This window comes from Marivivens sp. ABH4_498 (genome assembly GCF_056160585.1).
The window spans coordinates 102,873-123,430 of record NZ_JBSWXL010000006.1; the positions used below are offsets into that span (position 1 = coordinate 102,873).

The window sequence follows — 20,558 nt, forward strand, 5'->3', positions numbered from 1 at the left end:
CGGCGCCGCATTTAGGCACGATATGCAATCATGGATCGCACGCAATATTGGGATAATTCCGGCCAAAACCCATCGCTGATCAGTTGCGATTTGATAATCTGGGTTGCGCCATCGCCATAGGTTACGTGTAGATCGAATAGGCCCGAAATACCGTGAATGGTCGCGCTGTCGGCTGGCCGCTTCTGTTCTGCGCCATTTGTTGAAATGTAGGATGTGGGTTTGGTCCCTTTTTCCAACTGCATTCCCAGAATGATGACATTATCGCCTGTTGTCGCGCTATGCGGACCTACGCCTATCGAATGCGATTTGGTTGCGATCGGCGTGAATGTCAGCCTTAGGCGCAGTGTCCCATCTGGGAACCAATATTGATCGATTAGGGTTAACTCTCCGGCGCTGTTTGACGTGACATTTGGGGCCGCGAAAGTCCCGTTCAATGTGGCGCTATTGCCGTCTGACGTACGGAATGTGACGCGGAATGTTTCAGACGTCGACGGACGCAGCCACACCGTCAGGCAGTAGGTTTCCCCTTGGCCCAAATCGACAGCGGGATGGTTAAGGCGATGGAACGACGCCCCGTTTGACGCACACAAAACCCCGTCAAATTGGCCCAACACGTTCAGATCCAGTTGTGAAACCGTGGCTGATGATGCGGCCCAAGTTTCAACCGATGCGCAAGATTGGGTCAGCAGGTTGGTTCTGGCCGGTTCGATCAAAGTGCCCAAGATCGCCCCTGTGGTCGGGTCATAGTCCAATCGCGGAACATCAGAACCGATCGCAGATAGGGCGCCGCCAGCAGTATGGGCATATGCAACCGCGGGTCGATTGAACTGCACGTTATTGGTAGGCCCGGATGGAGTGATCAAGCTGATGCCGCGCCGATCCGATGAACGGCTGTTGGCCCAGCAGTTTGTTGCGAATCCCAGCATCAATTCACCGTCAGTGCATGAATGCCCGAAGCCGTAGTTCCGGTTTCCAGCACGCGCGTCGCACCCACGGGCAGAATGGTGAAATCCGCGACCTGAATGTTGCGCGTTTCGCCGGTGACGGTGACAATGGTCAGATTTCCACCGGTCTCAATATACAGTGCAACGGCAACCTTTGCCAAATCCGCCCCATCAGCTGGCGTCACAGGCAGCATATCAGTGGCTGGACCAGTCAATGACGGGCTGCGGTTTGCGAATGGATTGTTCATATCTATCTCCTACATGGGTCTGAAAAGGCGCGAAAATTCGCCAAACAGAATGTGATCGAAGACAGGTATATGAACCGCTGGTTAACGCGCGACTGATAGACCGTTCGCTACCTAGCGCAACGTGGTCGTATATATTGGGGGATATACCAGTGGAGGCGAGTACCGGAATCGAACCGGTGTACACGGATTTGCAATCCGGAAGATTTTGTTGATTTAAAAGGGAAAAATTGTAAACGGACTTGTTTCGTTCAGGGTCACTTTTCAATAGGTTACGAGGCCCAAGTAAACGGTTTTTCACAGTCTCCCGCTCTGGCGAAAGGGCAAAGAAAAACCGCTGAGGGGGCGGCCACCCACCTCAACGGCATAGAAGAATATTTCCGTCCCAATACCTACGGCATCTCCGGTCTGACCTCAACCCAATTGGCGGTGAGATCATGAGCTGGCGCATCGCAAACGAATGCGCCGAGCGCCGCTTTGGCAGCGCTGCGCGCAAGCAGATCATCATGTTCCTGGCTGATAAGGCGAGCGACGACGGCTCGGGCATCTGGTGTTCGAAGGGGACAATTCAGCGCCACACAGAGCTCAGCGAGAGCACGGTGAAACGCACCATCATCGACTTCCTGCGAGAAGGCATTCTGATCGAGACAGGACGGCGGCACTGCAAGAACGGCTACACCGTCATTTACCGCATTGTTCTGGAGCGCGTGGCCGCGCTCGAACCCACTGCCGAGCCCGATATTGAGACGGGGGTCACTGTGAACCCCGTCCAGCCTGAACCCGGTACGGGGTCCACGGTGAACGGGGTACGGGGTTCACGGTGGACCCCAAACCATCCTAAAACCATCCATAAACCACCTACGCGCAGGCGCGAGGCGGCGGAGGAGGTTGAAGATCTTGAAGCTGAGAAGATCTTGGCGGCCTATCCCGAAGACAGGATCCGAGACCGGCGGACCAGTCTGCGCCTGATCGCAGCGGCCGTGAAAGCCGGGGTAGAGCCCGATGACCTTCTGCAGGCGGTCAAAGCCTATGCGAAGGAAAGCGAGGGCTATACGCGCAGCAAGGTTTGTTTCTCGGACAACTGGTTCAAGATGCGGCGTTGGGAAAAGGGGCTGGCCCGGATCCAGGCCGACCGAGAGAAAGCGCGAGAGGCCGAAGCCAAGGGGCGTGCCAGCCTCGCCGAGTGGATCCACGAGCGCCATCCCCTGTGCCGCCACATCACGAACCGGCAGATCGAGGATTTGATTGCGTCAAAACTGGTGACGCCCGAACAGGTCCGCGCTGCGGGGCTGCAGGCATAGGTCCAGCCATTGACACGGAGGTGAGTGGCTTGATTAAAGCAACATGGCTAAGTGAAAGAAGATTTTGTTTTGAGCGCGTTAAGAGATTCAATTGCATGGCTTGAGGCCTCTCCAATGCAGCGAATGTCGCTGGGATCACGAGAGCTGTTTCACTCGGATTTCTTGTCGTGGCTTTTCGAAGCATATCCTCGCGCTCTGGCACATGTATTTGATCTGTCAGTCGAAAATTGCAAGATCGCGCGTGAAGAACAGAACCTAGATCTTGTTGTTTACGATGGTGAAAACCCTGTTCTCATTGTTGAGAATAAGGTGAAGAGCTACCCAGATTTTGCACAACTCCAACGCTACAGCACGAAACTTCCAAGTGTGGACAGAAGGTATCTTCTGACGTTGGTGCCGCCGGGCTTCGAAATCCCAAAGGGCTGGAAAACAGTTCTGTACAAAGACTTGGCCGCTCGATTGCGGCGCTGGTTCGAAACCAATCAGGTCTTGAGTGAACACAGGCAATACATCGTTGACTACATCACCTTGCTTGATCACCTCGTTGCGGTGGCGCAGGAGTGTTTCGATCCCGCGAAAATTCGGGAAACCAACTTTTGGTTCCAAGGCAACCAAACCCAATTTCTGGAAAAGGTTGGATTCTCCCAAACGCTCCAAAAGTTTCAAGCGATGGCGTTTAGGGATTTTTTGAAGCAGGCGATTCCTGCAGAGACAGCTTCCAGCGCTTTCCCAGCCTTGATTTCAAATGATGATGCCGCTCCAGAAGAACATCACGTCAAAGTGTGGTCGGCGCTTTTCAATAATACCCCCTGCGTAACTCTAGAGCCAGTGTTGGCCAACCCGGACCCGGAAGGATTGCGCTTTGAGATCCAAATCCAGGGACAACAGTACCGTCGCCTTGTTGCTGGGCCGCCATTGCGGGAGGCTGTGAATCTTACCACGTCGCGAACGGAAAAGTCAGCGCGAACATGGGAGTGTCTTGAACAGTTTGGGGCGGACAGCTGGTTGTTTGGTCGTGAGCGAACCCTTTCTCCAGATGGAAACAGATGTTTTGAGCTTGATGAAGTGAAGAGGCGTTCAAAGATGCGCAGCGATTTGTGTTTCTACAAGCCGAATGTCGTATATCAATATATTGATATTGTGCTCGAGAGTGATCACGGGGCGCTGCCTTTGAAAGCATTACCGCTCCAGATAACTAGAGACATTGAACTGGCATTCGAGCTCCTTCGACATGCTGATAAAAAGAAAAACCCTTGAGGCCATTTATGACCAATTCGAAAATCCAGCTACAAGTCGCCACCCTGCTTGATAAGATCAATTCAGGAACTATGACGGTTCAGCAATTGCAGAATGCTTATGCAAATGCCGAAGGTCATGCTGAGGTCTCAGATGAGCAGCGCGAGGATTTGGTTGAGGCGGTCACAATTCAGATGCGCAAAGCCTATCCCGCAGTTGCAAATAAGAAATTTGGTCCCGTGAACCGAGATAGTCGGCAGAAATTAGAAGAGTATCTCGCGAGTCTGCGCTCACGGTTTGATTTTTCCAAGAACGGCCATAAGACCAAGGTCAAAGTTGGGGGCGACGTCATTAAGGGCGAAACGCTCGTTAACGATTATATCTCTTATCGAAACCAAGAAACTAAGGTGATGTGCCACCTGTTCTTTGTCCAAAAGGATCATGAGGCCCCCAGGCAGCTGCACGTTGTAATGAATGAGCTAAAGGCTTGGGGGCAGAATGACAGTGAGAGAATTTTCCCTGAGACATCCTTTGACGAGGCCTGTACCGCCTTCGAGGATTATCTACAGCGAGTTCTCCAAGGAGAATTCCCAAGTTAATGGCCCCGCAGGGTCGGGCCATTAGGAGAATGTTCTCCCAGGCTCTTGGGGTTGGAGAAGGGTAATACGCAGGTAACGGCCTATTGCGAAAAGCCTTGAGAGGCCGAAGTCAAAGGACGCGCCAGCCTCGCCGAATAGATTCACGAGCGCCATCCCCTCTGCCGCCATATCACGCACCGGCAGATCGAAGACTTGATCGCGTCAAAGCTGGTGACGCCCGAACAGGTTCGCGCTGCAGGGCTGCAGGCGTGAGTGTCGTTGTGCAATTTGAGATATGCCTTTCCTTATCTCAGAAACCGCATTGTTTTTTGAGATAAGGCTGATGATGAGGCTTCGTTACATGATGCTCAGATCATACCTAAGTTTTATGGCGTGGAGATCATATTGACAATTTATGATTTAAAGGTCATACCCAGTGGCAGGAGAACCGCCATGAAGCACCTCGTTCGTACATCAAAAAACTTGGGCCACGCAATTCGCCAGGCTCGGAAGGCAAAGAACCTTACCCAGAAGGAACTCGCCTCGATGAGCGGTGTCTGGCAAGAGACAATTTCCAAGATCGAGAACGGCAGTGGGGGCACCAAGTTGGAAACGGTGTTCGATTTGATCGCGGCCTTGGAGCTCGAAATAACGGTGACCGAGCGCAGTAAAGGCACATCAGACGGGCTAGAGGACATCTTCTGACATGGGCCGCAAGCGCAGCTACACACCGCTGAACGTTTTTCTGAACTCGCGGCTCGTGGGTCAATTGGTGCGTGAGCCCTCGGGCGGCGTCAGTTTCGCCTATGCACGAGACTGGCTCGACTGGGAATACCGGATGCCGGTGTCTTTATCGTTGCCATTGCAGGAGAACCGGTACAGCGGCGCACCTGTGATGGCCGTTTTTGACAACCTGTTGCCCGACAGCGATGTCATCCGGCGAAGGGTCGCAGAACGCGTCGGGGCCGAGGGCGTCGATGCCTTCAGCTTGCTGTCACAAATTGGGCGGGACTGCATCGGGGCGCTTCAGTTTCTGCCCGACGGGCAAGAGCCACAGCCAATGTCCGAGCTGACTGGAGAGCTTGTCGACGAGGCGCAGATCGGGGCCATTTTGAGCGACCTCGATCTAGCACCACTGGGTATCCGCCGCGAGAATGATTTCCGCATTTCTGTCGCTGGTGCACAGGAAAAAACCGCGCTGCTTCGTAAAGATGGCCAGTGGATAGAGCCAACCGGCACGACGCCAACCACGCACATCATCAAGCCGCAAATCGGCAGATTGCCCAACGGCATGGACCTGTCCGACAGCGTTGAAAACGAATACCTGTGCCTGAAGTTGATGGAAGCGTTTGGGCTTCGGGCTGCGAATGTCGAAATGGCTCAGTTTGGCGATAAGAAAGCCTTGGTGGTAGAGCGTTTTGATCGGCGCTGGACGTCTGATGGCCGCTTGATCCGTCTGCCGCAGGAGGATTGCTGCCAAGCATTATCCATTGTGCCCACGCAAAAGTACCAGAACGAGGGCGGCCCCGGGATCTCGGACATTATGGATCTTTTGTTGGGAAGTGATGATCCCAACAAAGACAGGTACGATTTTTTCAAAGCCAACGTCCTTTTCTGGTTGCTGGGTGCAACAGATGGTCATGGAAAGAACTTTAGCGTCAGCCTCTTACCCGGCGGCCGTTTCCGCATGACCCCGCTTTACGACGTGCTGACAGTTCAGCCAACTGTCGACGCACGGCAGATCGAGCGGAAATACTTCAAGCTCGCTATGAATTTCGGAAACTCGAACCACTACAAAGTGGCAAATATCGTGGGCCGCCACATCGTGGAGACCGGAGTTCAATCCGGCTTGTCCCGCGCGGTCATGCAGAGCCTGTTCGAAGAGCTGCAGGAGACTTCGCACGCGATCGTTGAGGCTACGTTCAATCAGCTTCCGGAAGGTTTCCCGGAGGCGTTGCTTTCTTCGATCGACCGCGCGCTGACGGCTAGGTTGCACCTGCTGAACTAAAGCTGATTGCGCCTGCCTTGCGCGAAAGTGCGGCTATTCTGGATTAATCGAAATCAGGTCAGATTGTCGTGCCAAACCCAGATCCTCAGTGCCGTATTTCCGACTGCTGAACATAAGCGGGCAGCCGTGCCGGACGCGGCGCAAGCCCCGATTCAACAAGAAAATTCCCCTGCGCCAGCGCATTCCTCGCGAGGCAAGTTTCTCGCTGACAGCCCCTTGGTGCCAGCTTTGATCATGTTCATCGAAACACACAAAGTGAGGATCAAGAAATGGCTACTCAAACTCTGAAACTGAACGTCAAATCCGGCGAAAAAGACGGCAAGAACTTCTGGGACCGCTGCGGCGTCCTCTTCGTCAACACTGACGACAGCGGCAACATCACGTCGATCAACGTCAAACACAGCATGTTTCCCGACGCCGAAATGGTCGCCTTCCCGCGCCGCGATGATGAACCGGTTACCGAGTGACCTTAGCGCTAGGGCGGATTTTCCGCCCTGGCCAAACCTTCGCCTCAAGGAACTACACAGGTTTTGCGGGTGCGAATCCCGCAAATAACCGCTAGCAATACAGAAAAACAATTTCGAGTGGGGACAACCTGTCGTGAATGCCGTTGAAATCGAAGAGGCAATTTCTGTCTTAGCTGAACAACCGTTTGATGCGGTTGAATTTCCTTATGCCTTCCTGCTCGCCTTCGGCAACAAAGAGACCACGCTCAAACGCCTTCGCTCCGGCACCTCGAACAAATCCGACCTGGACGGCGTTCTGCAAACGAACAACATCCACCTGAAGTCCTGCGCAGCGGGCACCGTGTCTGAAACGCTGGCGGCGCTCAAAGCCAGCCCCGCAACAACCAAGGCCAAGGCGAAATTCATCCTCGCCACCGATGGCAAGACGCTTGAAGCGGAGGACCTGAACGCCGGCGACACCATCGCCTGTGACTTCAAGGATTTCCCAGACCATTTCGGCTTCTTCCTGCCGCTCGCGGGCATCTCGACCGTCAAGCAAATCCGCGAGAGCTCGTTTGATATCAAGGCGACCGGCCGCCTCAACCGCCTCTATGTCGAGCTGCTGAAAACCAATCCCGATTGGGGCACGGCTGAGCGCCGCCATGACATGAACCATTTCATGGCGCGGCTGATCTTTTTGTTCTTTGCCGAAGACACGTCGATCCTGAATGGCGAGGACCTGTTCACCGCCACCGTCACCCAAATGTCGGACAAGGACAGCTCGAACACGCATGAGGTGATCTCGGAACTCTTCCGCGCCATGAACACCAAGATCGAGGACCGCGCCTCCGCAAACCTCCCCCGTTGGGCCGATACCTTCCCCTATGTGAACGGCGGGTTGTTTTCGGGCAGCACCGAGGCCCCCAAATTCTCCAAGATCGCGCGCAGCTACCTGCTCCACATCGGGTCACTCGACTGGACCAAAATCAACCCCGATATCTTTGGCTCGATGATCCAGGCCGTCGCCGATGACGAGGAACGCGGCGCATTGGGGATGCACTACACCTCTGTGCCCAATATTCTCAAGGTGTTGAACCCGCTCTTCCTTGATGACCTGAACGTGCAGCTTGAGGCGGCGGGGGACAGTAAAAAGAAACTCGACAACCTGCGCAAACGCATCTCGAAAATCCGCGTCTTTGATCCGGCCTGCGGGTCGGGCAATTTCCTTGTCATCGCCTATAAGGAAATGCGCGCGATTGAGGCCAAGATCAACGCCTATTGCGGCCAGCCCGATCGGCGCACGGAGATCCCGCTGACCAACTTTCGCGGGATCGAGCTGCGCGATTTCCCGGCCGAGATCGCCCGCCTTGCGCTGATCATCGCGGAATACCAGTGTGACGTGACCTATCGCGGCCACAAGGACGCGCTGGCGGCATTTTTGCCGCTGGATGCAGAGAACTGGATCACCCAAGGCAACGCCCTGCGCCTCGATTGGCTGACCGTCTGCCCTCCCACAAGCCAGAAGGTCGATATGCGCGGTGAAGACCTCTTCATGTCGCCGCTGGAAAAGGCCCAGATCGATTTCAAGAACGAGGGCGGCGAGACCTATATCTGCGGGAACCCGCCTTATCTTGGCTCCACATGGCAAAGCAAGGAACAGAAAGAAGACCTGAAGGCGATCTTTGATGCGCGGGTCAAAAGCTGGAAGTCACTCGACTATGTGGCGGGCTGGTTCATGAAGGCCGCTGATTTCGGCCAGCACACCGACTGCACCGCCGCCTTCGTGTCCACCAATTCGATCTGTCAGGGGCAGCAGGTGCCGATCCTCTGGCCTGCGATCTTTGCCACCGGCCATCACATCAGCTTTGCCCATACCTCGTTCAAATGGGCCAATCTTGCCAGCCACAACGCGGGCGTGACCGTGGCGATCATTGCTGTCTCGAACATACCGAACCAGACGCGAAGACTCTACAGCCTGAATGCCGAAGGCGAGGCGGTGATGAAAGAGGTGGAGAACATCAACGCTTATTTGGTGGCTGCGCCGAATGTTGAAATCAAAAAGGCGATGCTACCGATTTCGAATGGGCTAACAGAAATGCTTCGCGGCAATATGCCTTATGATGGCGGCAATCTGCTTTTGAATTCTGACGAAGTTGACGCGCTGGATTTGACGCCAGATCAAAAGGCCCGCTTCATTCGTCGTATTTATGGGTCTGCCGAGTTCATCCAAGGCAAAGAGCGTTATTGCCTGTGGATCGAGGACAAGCACCTTGACGAAGCGCAGGCCATTCCTAGCATAGCTGCCCGCATCGAAGGCGTGCGTGAAATGCGCCTTGCCAGCCGAGACAAAAGCGCAAATGACATGGCAAAGCGCTCGCACCAAATGCGGGAGATGAACATCGGCCAAACGCAAAGCGTAGCCATGCCGTGCGTTTCTTCAGAAAACCGTGGGTTTCTCCCTGCTGGCTTGATTGACAATAACTCAACCGTCACGAACCTTTGCTTCGCCCTCTACGACGCCCCGCTCTGGAACATGGCCCTAATCGCCTCGCGCATCCATTTGGTCTGGATCGCCACGGTCTGCGGTAAGATGAAAACCGACTTTCGCTATTCCAACACCCTCGGTTGGAACACCTTTCCCGTCCCCAAGCTGACCGAAAAAAACAAAGAGGACCTGACCCGCTGCGCTGAGGATATCCTGCTGGCCCGCGAGGCGCATTTCCCCGCCACCATCGCCGACCTCTATAAACCCGACGCCATGCCACAAAACCTCCGCGCCGCTCACGATCGCAACGACGAGGTGCTCGAACGCATCTACATAGGCCGCCGCTTCCGCAACGACACAGAACGGCTGGAAAAGCTCTTTGAGCTGTATACGAAAATGACAACGAAGGTGGGGGGCGCCGCATGACACAGGCCGCGCATCACCCATCCCAAGATGAGCTGGAGGCACTCTTCGTGAACAATGCGAGGCTCGATCGGATCACGGCCTATCTGAACCGCTTCAACCCGATCCGAGTCATGCGGATGGAGGGTATGGAAATCCGTCACTCCGCCATCCTTGCTTGGTTGCTCGACCCGATCGAAAACCATGGGTTCGGGGATGCGTTCCTTCGGGCGTTCCTGGCACAGGCCTTGCTTGGCGCTAAAAGCCCCGTCTTGACCGCCCTGGACGTGTCGCAGGCCGATCTACGAGACGCAGAGATCCAGCGGGAAAAGCGCAACATCGATATATTCGTTTCATCCCCATCCAACGGCTGGGCCTTCATCATAGAGAACAAATTCCACAGCAAGCAAAGCGATGGGCAGCTGGCCAAATACCTCGAGCGCGCAGAAGAGGATGCAAAGGATGCAAAGTTGCCGTTCAAGCATCAAGGCATCTTCCTGACTTTGCATGAGGAAGCGCCAAGTGCTGAAGTGGCCGAGAAATATGTCACGATGCGCTATGCTGATGTGTGCCAGATATTGGGTGCTTTGATGGCTGCCAACCAGACGCGCATGGGGTCTGAAGTCCAACAGTTTTTAAACCATTACCTAGAAGTCATTCGAGATGCGACAGATATGAACGACGAACAAACCGATATGGAAACCTTGGCCCGCCAGCTTTATCGATCGCATAAGAAAGCGATTGATTTCATCATGGAACACGGCGTGTCTACCGAGTTCACTTTTGCTGCAGACCAAGTGTTTGGTGAGGGGCTCGACTATGGCGACAAGGCGACAGCCGAAGGTCTCAACGTCATGTACAACTGGAGCAACCAGCGTACCTTTAGTTTTATTCCGACAAATTGGGTTGATGCGCTGGGCGGCGAGGGAAGCAAGCCTTGGGCTGGTTGCAAAAACTGGTGGGCTGAATTTCCGGTTATCTGCTGGTTCCAGCTCAACACGAAAGAGGATGGGGTGAAGGGGGCTTTGTTTCTCTATGCCGAAGTCGGCCCGGTTGAAGACCCTGCGGATAGGAGGCATCTCATAGAGTGCATCCAAGAATGCGCGGAAGGGAAGCTCGAGAAAAAGATTAAGTTCAGAAGCGATGCCACCAAAGCTCGGGCAATGTATTCAAAATTCTTCAATGGAAACAGCACAACCATATCAGATGTAAGTGACGCCGAAGCGATTGAGGCAGGAATGCGAAAGCTTCTGAAGGAGTTCGCCCCAGCATTCGAAGCAGTTGGACCCACCTTGATAGAATTCGCAGAATATATGGAGGGCGAACATGACTGATCCTCGAAACGTTCCCTCCGTTTCCGTCACCTATGCGCAGAACCGCTCCTCAACCACGTCGAACGAGTTGGGCATGCGCAAAATGCAAGAGCGTGCCTATGAGATGCGTGGGGAACAGTATCTGCTGATTAAATCGCCTCCTGCCTCGGGGAAATCGCGGGCGCTGATGTTCATCGCGCTCGATAAGCTGCATAATCAGGGCCTGAAACAGGCGATCGTGGTGGTTCCCGAAAAGTCCATCGGGTCGAGCTTCAACGATGAGCCGCTGAGCAAATTCGGCTTTTGGGCTGACTGGCACGTCGAGCCGCAGTGGAACCTGTGCAACGCCCCGGGTGGCGATGACGGCAAGGTTGGTGCTGTTGGGCGTTTTCTGGAAAGCGATGATCAGGTGCTGGTCTGCACCCACGCGACCTTCCGCTTCGCTGTCGACAAGTTTGGGATCGAGGCCTTTGACGATCGGGTGATTGCAGTGGACGAATTCCACCATGTTTCGGCCAACCCCGACAACAAGCTCGGCGCGCATCTGGGGGCGTTCATTGCTCGCGACAAGGTGCATCTGGTCGCGATGACGGGGTCCTACTTCCGCGGCGATGCCGAGGCGGTCTTGTCGCCCGAGGATGAAGCCCGTTTTGAAACGGTCACCTACACCTACTACGAGCAGCTCAATGGCTATGAGCATCTGAAGACGCTCGATATCGGCTATTTCTTTTACACTGGGTCCTATGCTGACAGCATTCTGGAGGTTCTGGACCCCGCCGAGAAAACCATCGTCCACATCCCGAATGTGAATTCACGCGAAAGCACTAAAGACAAGCACAAGGAAGTCGAACACATCATCGATAGCCTCGGTGAATGGAAAGGCCTCGACCCTGAGACGGGTTTCCAGTTGGTCGAAACGCCAGAGGGCCGGGTGTTGCGCATTGCCGATCTGGTCGATGATGAAGCGGCCAAGCGTGACAAGGTGGCGAGCGCATTGAAAGATCCCGCGCATAAGAACAACCGCGACCACGTAGACATCATCATCGCGCTAGGGATGGCGAAGGAAGGGTTTGACTGGATCTGGTGTGAGCACGCCTTGACCGTTGGATATCGTGCGAGCTTAACCGAGATCGTGCAAATCATCGGCCGCGCCACTCGCGATGCAAAGGGCAAGACCAAGGCGCGCTTCACCAACCTGATCGCGGAACCCGATGCGGGTGAAGAGGCTGTGACGGAGGCGGTCAACGACACGCTCAAGGCCATAGCGGCAAGTTTGCTGATGGAGCAGGTCTTGGCCCCTCGCTTCAACTTCACGCCCAAGACGCCGACGAGTGGACCCGTCGAAGGGTTTGACTACGGAGACGGCGGTTATGACCCGAACAAGGAAAACGTCGGCTTTGATGCGGCCACAGGGCAAATCCAGATGGAAATCAAAGGCCTTGCTGAACCCAAAAGTGAATTTGCGCGACGTATTTGCCATGAGGATCTGAACGAGGTCATCACAGCGTTCGTTCAGGATAAAACAACGATCGAAAAAGGGCTTTTCGACGGTGAACATGCGGGCGGAGAAACACTTGCCGAAGAACTCACTCAGGTTCGCATGGGCAAGATCGTTGGCACGAAATTCCCAGAGCTTGATGCAGAAGATCAAGAGGCAGTGCGCCAACATGCCATCGCAGCGCTGAACCTGACCCAGACCGCAAAAGAGATCGCCCTGTCCGATGAGGGCAATGAACCCAGTGCGAATACAGCTCTCATCGACGGTGTGCGCAAATTTGCTTTGTCTGTCAAAGAGCTGGACATTGATTTGATCGATCGGATTAATCCGTTTCGAGAGGCCTATGCGATCCTTGGCAAAACGATGAGCGAGGAAAGTTTGAAAGAGGTCGCGGCCGTTATATCTGCGAAAAAAGTCCAGCTCAGCCCTGAAGAAGCCAGGGATCTTGCCAGACGCGCAGTCAAGTTCAAGCAAGAGCGTGGACGGTTGCCATCGATTACCTCTGCCGATGCTTGGGAAAAGAAAATGGCTGAAGGTGTCGCATTCCTTGCGCGCATGAAGCAGGAGGCCGCAAATGGCTAATGGGTTCACCGACGAGGATGAAGCGCTGCTCGCGGAACTTGGTGTTGAAATCGAGACCAAGAAGGTTGCCGCACGCACACCGCAAGAGGAACGTATCATCGCAGGATTTGAAGAAATCCAACGCTTTGTTGACCAGAATGGGCGCATCCCAGGCCACGGTGAGGACAAAGATATCTTTGAACGTCTGTACGCGACCCGACTTGAACGGCTGCGTGAACTTGGCGAGGGCAGAGATCTACTTTTTGACATGGACCATCAAGGGCTTCTTGCCCCTGGAAAACCAGTCAAAGATGCTGACCTCGAGGATCTTGATGACGATGCATTGTTGGCAGAGCTTGGCATCGCTGAAGAAGCACCGTCTATTTCGGATCTAAAACACGTTCGCTCTACGTCAGAAAAAAAAGCTGCCGAAGACGTTGCAGGGCGTGAAAAGTGTGAAGATTTCGACACCTTTAAACCGCTCTTCGAGCAGATTCAAAAGGAGCTGGATTCAGGCCTAAGAGAAACGCGTAAGTTTGAGCTCAAGGCTGAGATTGAACCCGGCCGTTTCTTTATCGTAGGAGGGCAAAAAGCCTATGTTGCGGAAATGGGCGACATAGAGCTTACGGACCACGGCCGAACAGATGCACGCCTGCGGGTGGTGTTCGACAATGGCACACAAAGCAAGATGCTCATGCGGTCGCTCCAACGCGCGCTCAATGCGGATGGGGATGCCGGGCGTAGGATAACAGAGCCAAATGCAGGTCCGCTGTTTGCTGACGAAACCGCTGAAGGCGATGAAGCGAGCGGAACCATCTATGTGTTACGAAGTCGTTCAGATCACCCATTGGTCGCCGCAAACCGTGAACTTGTTCATAAGATTGGGGTGACGAGTAATGATGTCGAGAAGCGCATTGCGGGCGCGCAACTTCAGACGACTTTCTTGATGGCCAAAGTTGATATCGTGGCCACCTATCAGCTCTACAATATCAATCGCAGCAAGTTGGAAACACTTCTTCACCGGATTTTCGCGCCAGCCCAATTGGATATCGAAATCCCCGATAGACTTGGCCGACCGATACGGCCAAGAGAATGGTTCCTCGTGCCTTTATTTGTTGTCGAAGAAGCTGTTGACCGCATCAAAAACGGAACGATAGCGCGCTACATCTATGATCCAGACACGGCGTCACTGACTTTGCGCGGTTAGGGGGGCGAAATACTGGGTCATAGCGAAAGAAAACCCACTTCTGAAATTTCGTTTCGGTCAGAAGTGGATTTGAAATCTCACTTCACAACACGCAGAATTCCCGACCCTGTTGCGGGTGAGATCGAGAAGCCATCAGGTGCAGCTTGCGAAGCGTTCGCGCCGCCAAATGCCGTGAAAGTAACAGCGTCGTTTACTGGGATGCATGCTCTTGCTGCTAAGTCTTCAACAGTTTGAGACTTCTTCCAAAGGTCTTTTTTGATGACAGCCCAAGTCCCACTTGGCTCGCGAGGCGATTGGTCAGGTTCGTTCTTACGCCACCCTCGTCTGGATAGCTCGATGTTTAAGTACTTGTAGCGCCCATCATCAATTAGCCCATTGTCGCGATATGCCCGTACTAGCGCCCCAACTGACACACGCCATCTTTGTTTGTTCTTCCTCAGATTTGTGATTGTTGGGTAGACTTTGTGTCTAAGCAAGTCAGCCTTTGGGATCAAAAAGGCTGAAGCGAAGCGGTCAGCCTCTTTTTCCACTTCGACATTGGAAGCATCATCATGGCGATGTAGTACCAAGTGGCCCAACTCGTGTGCGGCGTCAAATCGACTTCGTTCAGCTGAACCAACCATATTCAAGTAAATATATGGTTTTTCGCCATCACCCCAAAAAGTAAAGGCACTCAAACCTCGTGCATTTTGTTCACTAAGTGACAAAACTCGAACGCCGTGCCGTTCTAAAAGTTTTATTATATTGCCAATCGGTTCGGAGCCCAGTCCCCATTCTTCTCTGAGCAATGCCGCAGCATAGGTTGCTCTGTCGATGCCCGCTGGGAAATTATGTTCGCCGTCCGAATAATCGGGTACGTTCGGATCAGGCAAAGAGTATTCTTCCTCAACCTTCGACCAAAACAGTTTTGCAATCTTTGCTGCCGCCTCTCCAGCATCTCTTTCTCGCGCAGAAAGAGTGGCTTGCTTCCGAAATGTTGGTCTTGAAATCTCGAGGTTGGATTCCGACACAAAAAATGCTTTCGGAAAGCCGGTCACCGAAGCGACGAGGCTAACGAAGGATTCCTCTACTTCTCGTTCATCGCGCATTCTTCGCAAATCACGTGAAGAAATGCCCAGCTTTGCAGCAAAGGCACTCTTCGTTAGTCGGCTGCGTTGCCTAGCGACCTCAAGGGCATCTAGATTGAGTTTCATGTTCCGTTTCTTGGCTTGATTAGCTCATCGAAGTCTTCAACTTCTGCGCCGTACGTGACGCTAGAAGCTACAAAATCATCAGCCCTAAATTTCATTCCAAAACGACGCACGCAACTGACAAATTCGTTCCCGCGTTCATTCATTTCGGCATCGACCAACAGCTCAATGCGACAAATAGGCGTTCCCTCAACCTTCTCTGCAAAAATACAGACATCGATCTTTGTTTGAGGCTGCGGAACCGCACCTACCGTCAATTCGTGTTCTATGACTTCGCTTCCGAGGTCTAGTTCGCCCTGCTCTTCAGAATGAACATAGGAGGTGCCGGGGCGGTTTCGTTTTGACATGAACCTTGGGGCATGAGCTCCAAGTCCGGTGGCTGCGTCAGTGTTGTGAACCATAATCATCAGCGTTTTATCTGAGTTAATGATACAGGCTTTGCCACCTTTTGAGCGATGTTGGAAGACGCCGTACTCTGCACCATTTCGAACTAGTGTTCGAAAAGCTGCGTTGTTTCGAATGCCTAAGACCAAGTCTGCAATGTCAGCATTCGGATCTTCTTCGTGGACCGCTTCGCAAACAGCTTCGGCGGCAAACTCAAACAGTTGCGTCTTTAGCCCTACTTCGTCGAGAAATTTCTCAACTGTTTCGGGTTCGTCTTTTAAGAATGGGAAATTGGCAGCGATCAAATTATCGTTCCTTACGTGTCCGTTTCGTGAGTGTTCGGTGGCATACAACTATCATCGAAAAACCGGCAAGTCAATCAGCGCGCAAGCATATGCTTTGCGAACATACCTTCTCAAAAAATGTGCCGTGTGGGGCTACTGTCTGTCGGGTCCGGGCCGTCCCTGATTTGTTTGGAGCTGAACCCGCGCCTTAACGTGAGGGCAACATCTCCCAGTAGACTGCACCGAGGCTTAACGGGCCGTTGGCCCGCTCACCCCGATCCAGACATCATCAATTTTGTTTGGTCCGCCCAACATCCCTGACCGTGGCGGTCAACCTTAGTCCATCCCCAAAATCAGCCACCAATTTCCCCTGTCTCGCGGGAGAGCCATTCCTCGCGCGGCAAATTGGCGTCTGATTTTGGCGCAGACATTTTCTTCGCAAATGTGGCCGATTGACAGCCCCGTTCAGGGCCGTGGGTCGGGCTTTGCCCTCTCCCACTCTGTTCCGCCGAATACATGCGTATTCGGTCAGATCAGGTGGCCGAGGCGCAGCCCATCGGCGGAAGGGGGCGCGCAGCCTCACCCGCGTCACTTTGATCGAGGAGGCCACAAATGGCACTGAAGTTTGATGTTTATGCCCACGTCACCGACACCATTATTGCAGAGATCGAGGCAGGCACGCCGCCGTGGCGCAAGCCGTGGACCGGAAGCGCGTCCGGCATTGCCCTGCCGACACGGCACAACGGCGAGGAGTATCGCGGGATTAACATCCTGATGCTCTGGGTCATGGCGGCCAAGCATGGCTATGCGTCCAGCCGCTGGATGACCTACAAACAGGCGCAGGAGCTGAGCGGCCAAGTCCGAAAAGGTGAAACGTCGTCGACCGTGGTCAAATACGGGACGTTCACCCGAGAGAACGAGCTGGGCATCGAGGAAGAGCTGCCCTATGCGCGCGCATACTGCGTCTTCAACGCGGATCAGATCGAAGGTTTGCCGGAGGATTACTACATCCGGCCCGAGGCCCCGCGCGATCTTGGCACTGAGGTTGATCCCGAGCTTGAGGCGTTTTTCGCTCGCACGGGTGCGGAGATCGTGACCACCGATGAGCCGCGAGCCTATTACAGCCCGGCCAAGGATCACATCCATATGCCGCCCGTAGCGACCTTTCTTAGCGCGAAAGGATATTTTGCGACCCTTGCCCATGAGGTGATCCATTGGACTGGCAGCGAAAAGCGGCTGGAGCGGATCAAGAAATTTGCGAACCGCGAAGCCTATGCCTTTGAAGAGCTGGTGGCGGAAATCGGTGCTTGTTTCCTTGGTGCTCAGATTGGCGTCGCGCCGGAATTCGACCAAAGCGCCGCCTATGTTGAAGGGTGGTTGAAAGCGCTCAAAGAGGACAAACGGGCGATTTTTCGCGCGGCGTCCGAGGCGCAGAAGGCAGCCGATTTTGTCCTAGCAGCCGCAGGTCAATCGAAAGCAGCCGCAGCATGAGCGACCCCGCAATCCTACCTCCGATGACGTGCCGCAAATGCGGCACGTCAATCTGTTAGGTCCCAGTTTGAATTTCTTTTGCTGTGCGACGTTGTCTGCTATCAAGTGGGAAAGAGCTCGAGGAAATCAAATTGTTTAAGTTTCACAAGCGACTAACCGTTTTTCTTGCGGCTATCATTTTGCTGACTCTGGGAGGCACGTTCGCGTTTATTGTCATAAATGGCGTTGCTTCAGTGACCCAACCATTAGCTACTTTGATCGGCGTTATTTTGGTTCCAACCATCGCGTTGTTTGGCTTCCTGATGCAAAAAAGAATTGAGAGAAGCTATGAGGTTTCCAAAGAAGCCAGAAATGCCTCGCGGGAGTTCATTGATGCCTCCACAGCATACCTTAGCTCTTTGGTCCAATCAGATTTCAATCAGCAAATCGAGAAATTTCAACTCTATCAATCAAACTGGTTCCAACTTCATACGGTCATGCCTGAGCTATTCTCTGGCCGATTTAAAGAGACGCTTCATCGCCACTATGATGCGCTGACTGCCATCCAGTACGCGAGAAACGAAGAGCGTCGTGGAGTGGAGTTGAACGAAGACAAGATGAAAGAGCTATTAGTCGAGGTTAAAGATTCCGAGATCGAAATGGTGTCTGCGCTTGCGCAGGTGTGCACAGGTGTAGAGCTCGAAAAACCTGAAACAGAGTTCTTGATGAAACGTATTGAAGAGAAGCAGATTGCGGCCCGCTTTTCCCGAGGTAACGTTGCCATTCAAATGGGCACATTTCTGACTAAAAAGGACGCGCTTGAAGAAGCCCGTGGTGCCCTGCAACTTTCTCGGCCTGACGAAGAGTTTGATAAGAAATAGCTGACCTTCTGAGAGCTCGGGCGGCTTGGATGGACTAGTTTTGGGAACATTGGATTTCGAGAGCTCTCCGGATTGGCTTTCCCGTCTTTAGGCACCTACAGATCAGAAATTGTGGCCCGTGCTGCTGCGCACGGGCCGCTCTGAGAAACGGACTGTGCAGAGGATCAGCTGGCTTTCAGCCCGCTCACCTCCTTCAGGCTTCTTTCAATTTGATTGGTTCGCCAAACATCCCAGTCGCGTCCCGTCAATGGGCAAGCGCCGCGTGGCCGCGTCGTCAAAGCCTGCAACCCGTGTCCTCGCGCGAGGCGCGCTGCGGGCCGCACCAGTTGCTGGCTTTGACCCATTGACTGGCCGCTCCTGGGCCGTGGGTCGGGCTGTGCCCCCACCCACTCTGTTCCGCCGAATACATGCGTATTCGGTCAGATCAGATTGGCCGGTGTGCAGCCCATCGGCGGAAGGGGAGCCAAGCCCCAACCGCAGCACCCAAGAGGAGGCCACAAATGGCTCACAAATATCAGCCCCCGAAATTCTGGACCTGCGACTGTGATCGCACGACCGGCGGTCATATCATCGACGGGCTTTATAGCACCTGCGTCTATTGCGGGAAGCATCGGCACGAGCTGAGGGAGATCGTTGTTCCGTCGGGTTTGGGCGGCGTGTTCTGTGTCGAGATCCTCAGCGTCGAGGAGGATTGCGCCAAGGTGAAGGTGGCCAAGAGCTCGAACGGCTTTGACGCGCTGCCGCCCTTCACCGTGCCGTTCAAGGACATCGCCCCGCGTTGGAAACACAAGGCAGGAGAAATCTGATGACCCCAGACTATCACAGCGATGATTTTGCGACGGCGCGTCTAGAAGATACCGTCAGCTTGCGAAGCGCAGCCCGCGAGGCCCGCGCCACGCTTTACGCGGTGTTGAACCGGCTGGAGCTGAACGACCTGGACGGCGAGGAGCAGCCCTATATCGACGATTGTCTTGGGGCTCTCGCAATCCTTGAGGAGGCGTTGCGATGACGTTGGATGGTAATAGTAGAACCTTCGGATCATAAGAAATCTCGGTACCAGTACCGCAGAAAGGAAAACGTGGCATCCGTTATCTCGAGGATTAATGCTTGAAGCGCTGCCATAAGCCCATCGACATCGCCAAAGGTTCTGGAAGCCCATCCGGCGATGTCGATCCCAATGCCAAAATAATGTTCGCTGAACTCTAAAATCCCGTTGTTCAGGTAGCCTCCGAGGAGACCTACGGAGTGTTCGAAAGCGGTAGCGTTCATCCCGATAAACGAAACAATTAAAATTGTTGGAAAGATGAAGTCTGAAACAATTCCGATGAGGCTGGCGGGAGGCCATTTGGCTAGTTTCCAGAAACCTAACGCCTCTTTCTTGAACTGAGAGATCGTTTCAAACCCGTCAAAGAAAATTTGCCTCATAAGATGCAGGTAGATAATCAACGCGAAAACGGCCCAAAATCCAGGCATATACGCCTCGATAGTTGCGTTTTGCTGCGGTCCAAATGCCCTGAAAATACTCACCTCAGAAAAAGAAAGATCAAGAATATCTGCGACAAGTAAAACAGCGGTGGTTACCGTGAATAAATTTCGTGTCCGATGAAAGCTTGTAGTGCGTTGGCCATTTGAAAGCCCAATTAGGAACATCACCAGTGAAAATGGTGCGGAGACTACCAATATCGAAACGCCGTACAGGAGATAGAGGGCTGCTCCAACGGCAAAAAGCGCTGGAAGTGCGTACATAATGAACCCAATAAAAAGGCTGATGCCGACGCCGACAGCCAACAGGACGCCGCCTAGCCATAACAGCCCTATTGCTCCAACGACAACCGCTCCCCCAATAGCGTCCCAGTTTATTTTTTGGATCCATCTTTGCACTGCTCGGTGACTTTCGCCGTTTGTTCATTCGCCAGGTTTGATACATCAGTAAGCCCTCTAGCATCACCGCTCAAATGTTTCACCTGAGAAAGCGACTCGAGAAACTTTTTCCGGCTACCGTTCCGATGTGTGCGCCCAAGAAGTCAGAAACCATCTAAAGGGAATACAGGCAGTTGATGCAATATTATAATATTGAATCAATTATGGCGAAATGCCATAACAGGGCTGCCTGTATGATGCTGGC

The 20,558-nt window shown here is 53.6% G+C and carries 19 protein-coding genes; 14 read left to right on the forward strand and 5 right to left on the reverse strand.

Annotation, left to right across the window (positions count from 1 at the left end):
- Positions 1–11: 11 nt before the first annotated feature.
- Positions 12–926, reverse strand: a complete 915-nt coding sequence (locus tag ACXAGA_RS13070) for a phage head spike fiber domain-containing protein (RefSeq protein ID WP_475117923.1) — start codon at positions 924–926, stop codon at positions 12–14.
- Positions 926–1,192 (reverse strand): spike base protein, RCAP_Rcc01079 family, encoded by a 267-nt coding sequence (locus ACXAGA_RS13075; protein WP_475117924.1) that lies wholly within the window; start codon positions 1,190–1,192, stop codon positions 926–928. The genes ACXAGA_RS13070 and ACXAGA_RS13075 overlap by 1 nt, the downstream gene beginning before the upstream one ends.
- Positions 1,193–1,626: 434 nt before the next feature.
- On the opposite strand from ACXAGA_RS13075, the gene ACXAGA_RS13080 reads away from it, so the two are divergent.
- From ACXAGA_RS13080 to ACXAGA_RS13125, 10 genes are all read left to right on the forward strand, one after another.
- Positions 1,627–2,490: a hypothetical protein gene (locus tag ACXAGA_RS13080; protein WP_475117925.1), complete on the forward strand. Its 864-nt coding sequence runs from the start codon at positions 1,627–1,629 to the stop codon at positions 2,488–2,490.
- A 51-nt stretch (positions 2,491–2,541) separates the two neighbouring features.
- Positions 2,542–3,747: a PD-(D/E)XK nuclease family protein gene (locus ACXAGA_RS13085; RefSeq protein ID WP_475117926.1), complete on the forward strand. Its 1,206-nt coding sequence runs from the start codon at positions 2,542–2,544 to the stop codon at positions 3,745–3,747.
- Between the two features lie 8 nt (positions 3,748–3,755).
- Positions 3,756–4,325: a hypothetical protein gene (locus ACXAGA_RS13090; protein WP_475117927.1), complete on the forward strand. Its 570-nt coding sequence runs from the start codon at positions 3,756–3,758 to the stop codon at positions 4,323–4,325.
- 432 nt (positions 4,326–4,757) lie between these two features.
- Positions 4,758–5,009 carry a helix-turn-helix transcriptional regulator gene (locus ACXAGA_RS13095; protein WP_024096522.1) on the forward strand — a complete coding sequence of 84 codons (252 nt, stop codon included), beginning with the start codon at positions 4,758–4,760 and terminating at the stop codon, positions 5,007–5,009.
- Position 5,010: 1 nt separating this feature from the next.
- On the forward strand, positions 5,011–6,312 hold the full coding sequence (locus ACXAGA_RS13100; protein WP_475117928.1) for a type II toxin-antitoxin system HipA family toxin: 1,302 nt from the start codon (positions 5,011–5,013) through the stop codon (positions 6,310–6,312).
- Between the two features lie 269 nt (positions 6,313–6,581).
- The gene (locus tag ACXAGA_RS13105) at positions 6,582–6,779 is read left to right on the forward strand and encodes a hypothetical protein (protein ID WP_475117929.1); all 198 of its coding nucleotides are present in this window, start codon (positions 6,582–6,584) and stop codon (positions 6,777–6,779) included.
- Positions 6,780–6,912: 133 nt separating this feature from the next.
- On the forward strand, positions 6,913–9,669 hold the full coding sequence (locus ACXAGA_RS13110) for a class I SAM-dependent DNA methyltransferase (RefSeq protein ID WP_475117930.1): 2,757 nt from the start codon (positions 6,913–6,915) through the stop codon (positions 9,667–9,669).
- Entirely contained in the window at positions 9,666–10,979 is a 1,314-nt protein-coding gene (locus ACXAGA_RS13115; RefSeq protein WP_475117931.1) for a PDDEXK-like family protein, read from the forward strand. The genes ACXAGA_RS13110 and ACXAGA_RS13115 overlap by 4 nt, the downstream gene beginning before the upstream one ends.
- A complete protein-coding gene (locus ACXAGA_RS13120) occupies positions 10,972–13,038 on the forward strand; it encodes a pseudomurein-binding repeat-containing protein (RefSeq protein WP_475117932.1) in 2,067 nt (688 codons plus the stop codon). The genes ACXAGA_RS13115 and ACXAGA_RS13120 overlap by 8 nt, the downstream gene beginning before the upstream one ends.
- On the forward strand, positions 13,031–14,224 hold the full coding sequence (locus tag ACXAGA_RS13125; RefSeq protein WP_475117933.1) for a GIY-YIG nuclease family protein: 1,194 nt from the start codon (positions 13,031–13,033) through the stop codon (positions 14,222–14,224). The genes ACXAGA_RS13120 and ACXAGA_RS13125 overlap by 8 nt, the downstream gene beginning before the upstream one ends.
- A 77-nt stretch (positions 14,225–14,301) precedes the next feature.
- Here the strand turns inward: ACXAGA_RS13125 and ACXAGA_RS13130 are convergent, their stop codons facing one another.
- Together ACXAGA_RS13130 and ACXAGA_RS13135 are read right to left on the reverse strand one after the other, a co-directional pair.
- Entirely contained in the window at positions 14,302–15,417 is a 1,116-nt protein-coding gene (locus tag ACXAGA_RS13130; protein WP_475117934.1) for an ImmA/IrrE family metallo-endopeptidase, read from the reverse strand.
- Entirely contained in the window at positions 15,414–16,103 is a 690-nt protein-coding gene (locus tag ACXAGA_RS13135; protein WP_475117935.1) for a hypothetical protein, read from the reverse strand. The genes ACXAGA_RS13130 and ACXAGA_RS13135 overlap by 4 nt, the downstream gene beginning before the upstream one ends.
- Positions 16,104–16,694: 591 nt before the next feature.
- Here ACXAGA_RS13135 and ACXAGA_RS13140 point away from each other — a divergent pair.
- From ACXAGA_RS13140 to ACXAGA_RS13155, 4 genes are all read left to right on the forward strand, one after another.
- Positions 16,695–17,573 (forward strand): ArdC family protein, encoded by an 879-nt coding sequence (locus tag ACXAGA_RS13140; protein WP_475117936.1) that lies wholly within the window; start codon positions 16,695–16,697, stop codon positions 17,571–17,573.
- Positions 17,574–17,704: 131 nt separating this feature from the next.
- On the forward strand, positions 17,705–18,433 hold the full coding sequence (locus ACXAGA_RS13145) for a hypothetical protein (protein ID WP_475117937.1): 729 nt from the start codon (positions 17,705–17,707) through the stop codon (positions 18,431–18,433).
- A 500-nt stretch (positions 18,434–18,933) separates the two neighbouring features.
- On the forward strand, positions 18,934–19,239 hold the full coding sequence (locus ACXAGA_RS13150) for a hypothetical protein (protein WP_475117938.1): 306 nt from the start codon (positions 18,934–18,936) through the stop codon (positions 19,237–19,239).
- Positions 19,239–19,442, forward strand: coding sequence for a hypothetical protein (locus tag ACXAGA_RS13155; protein WP_014880597.1), 204 nt, complete (start codon positions 19,239–19,241; stop codon positions 19,440–19,442). Before ACXAGA_RS13150 ends, ACXAGA_RS13155 begins: the two co-directional genes overlap by 1 nt.
- Positions 19,443–19,471: 29 nt before the next feature.
- Here the strand turns inward: ACXAGA_RS13155 and ACXAGA_RS13160 are convergent, their stop codons facing one another.
- The gene (locus tag ACXAGA_RS13160; protein ID WP_475117939.1) at positions 19,472–20,314 is read right to left on the reverse strand and encodes a hypothetical protein; all 843 of its coding nucleotides are present in this window, start codon (positions 20,312–20,314) and stop codon (positions 19,472–19,474) included.
- Positions 20,315–20,558: the final 244 nt, after the last annotated feature.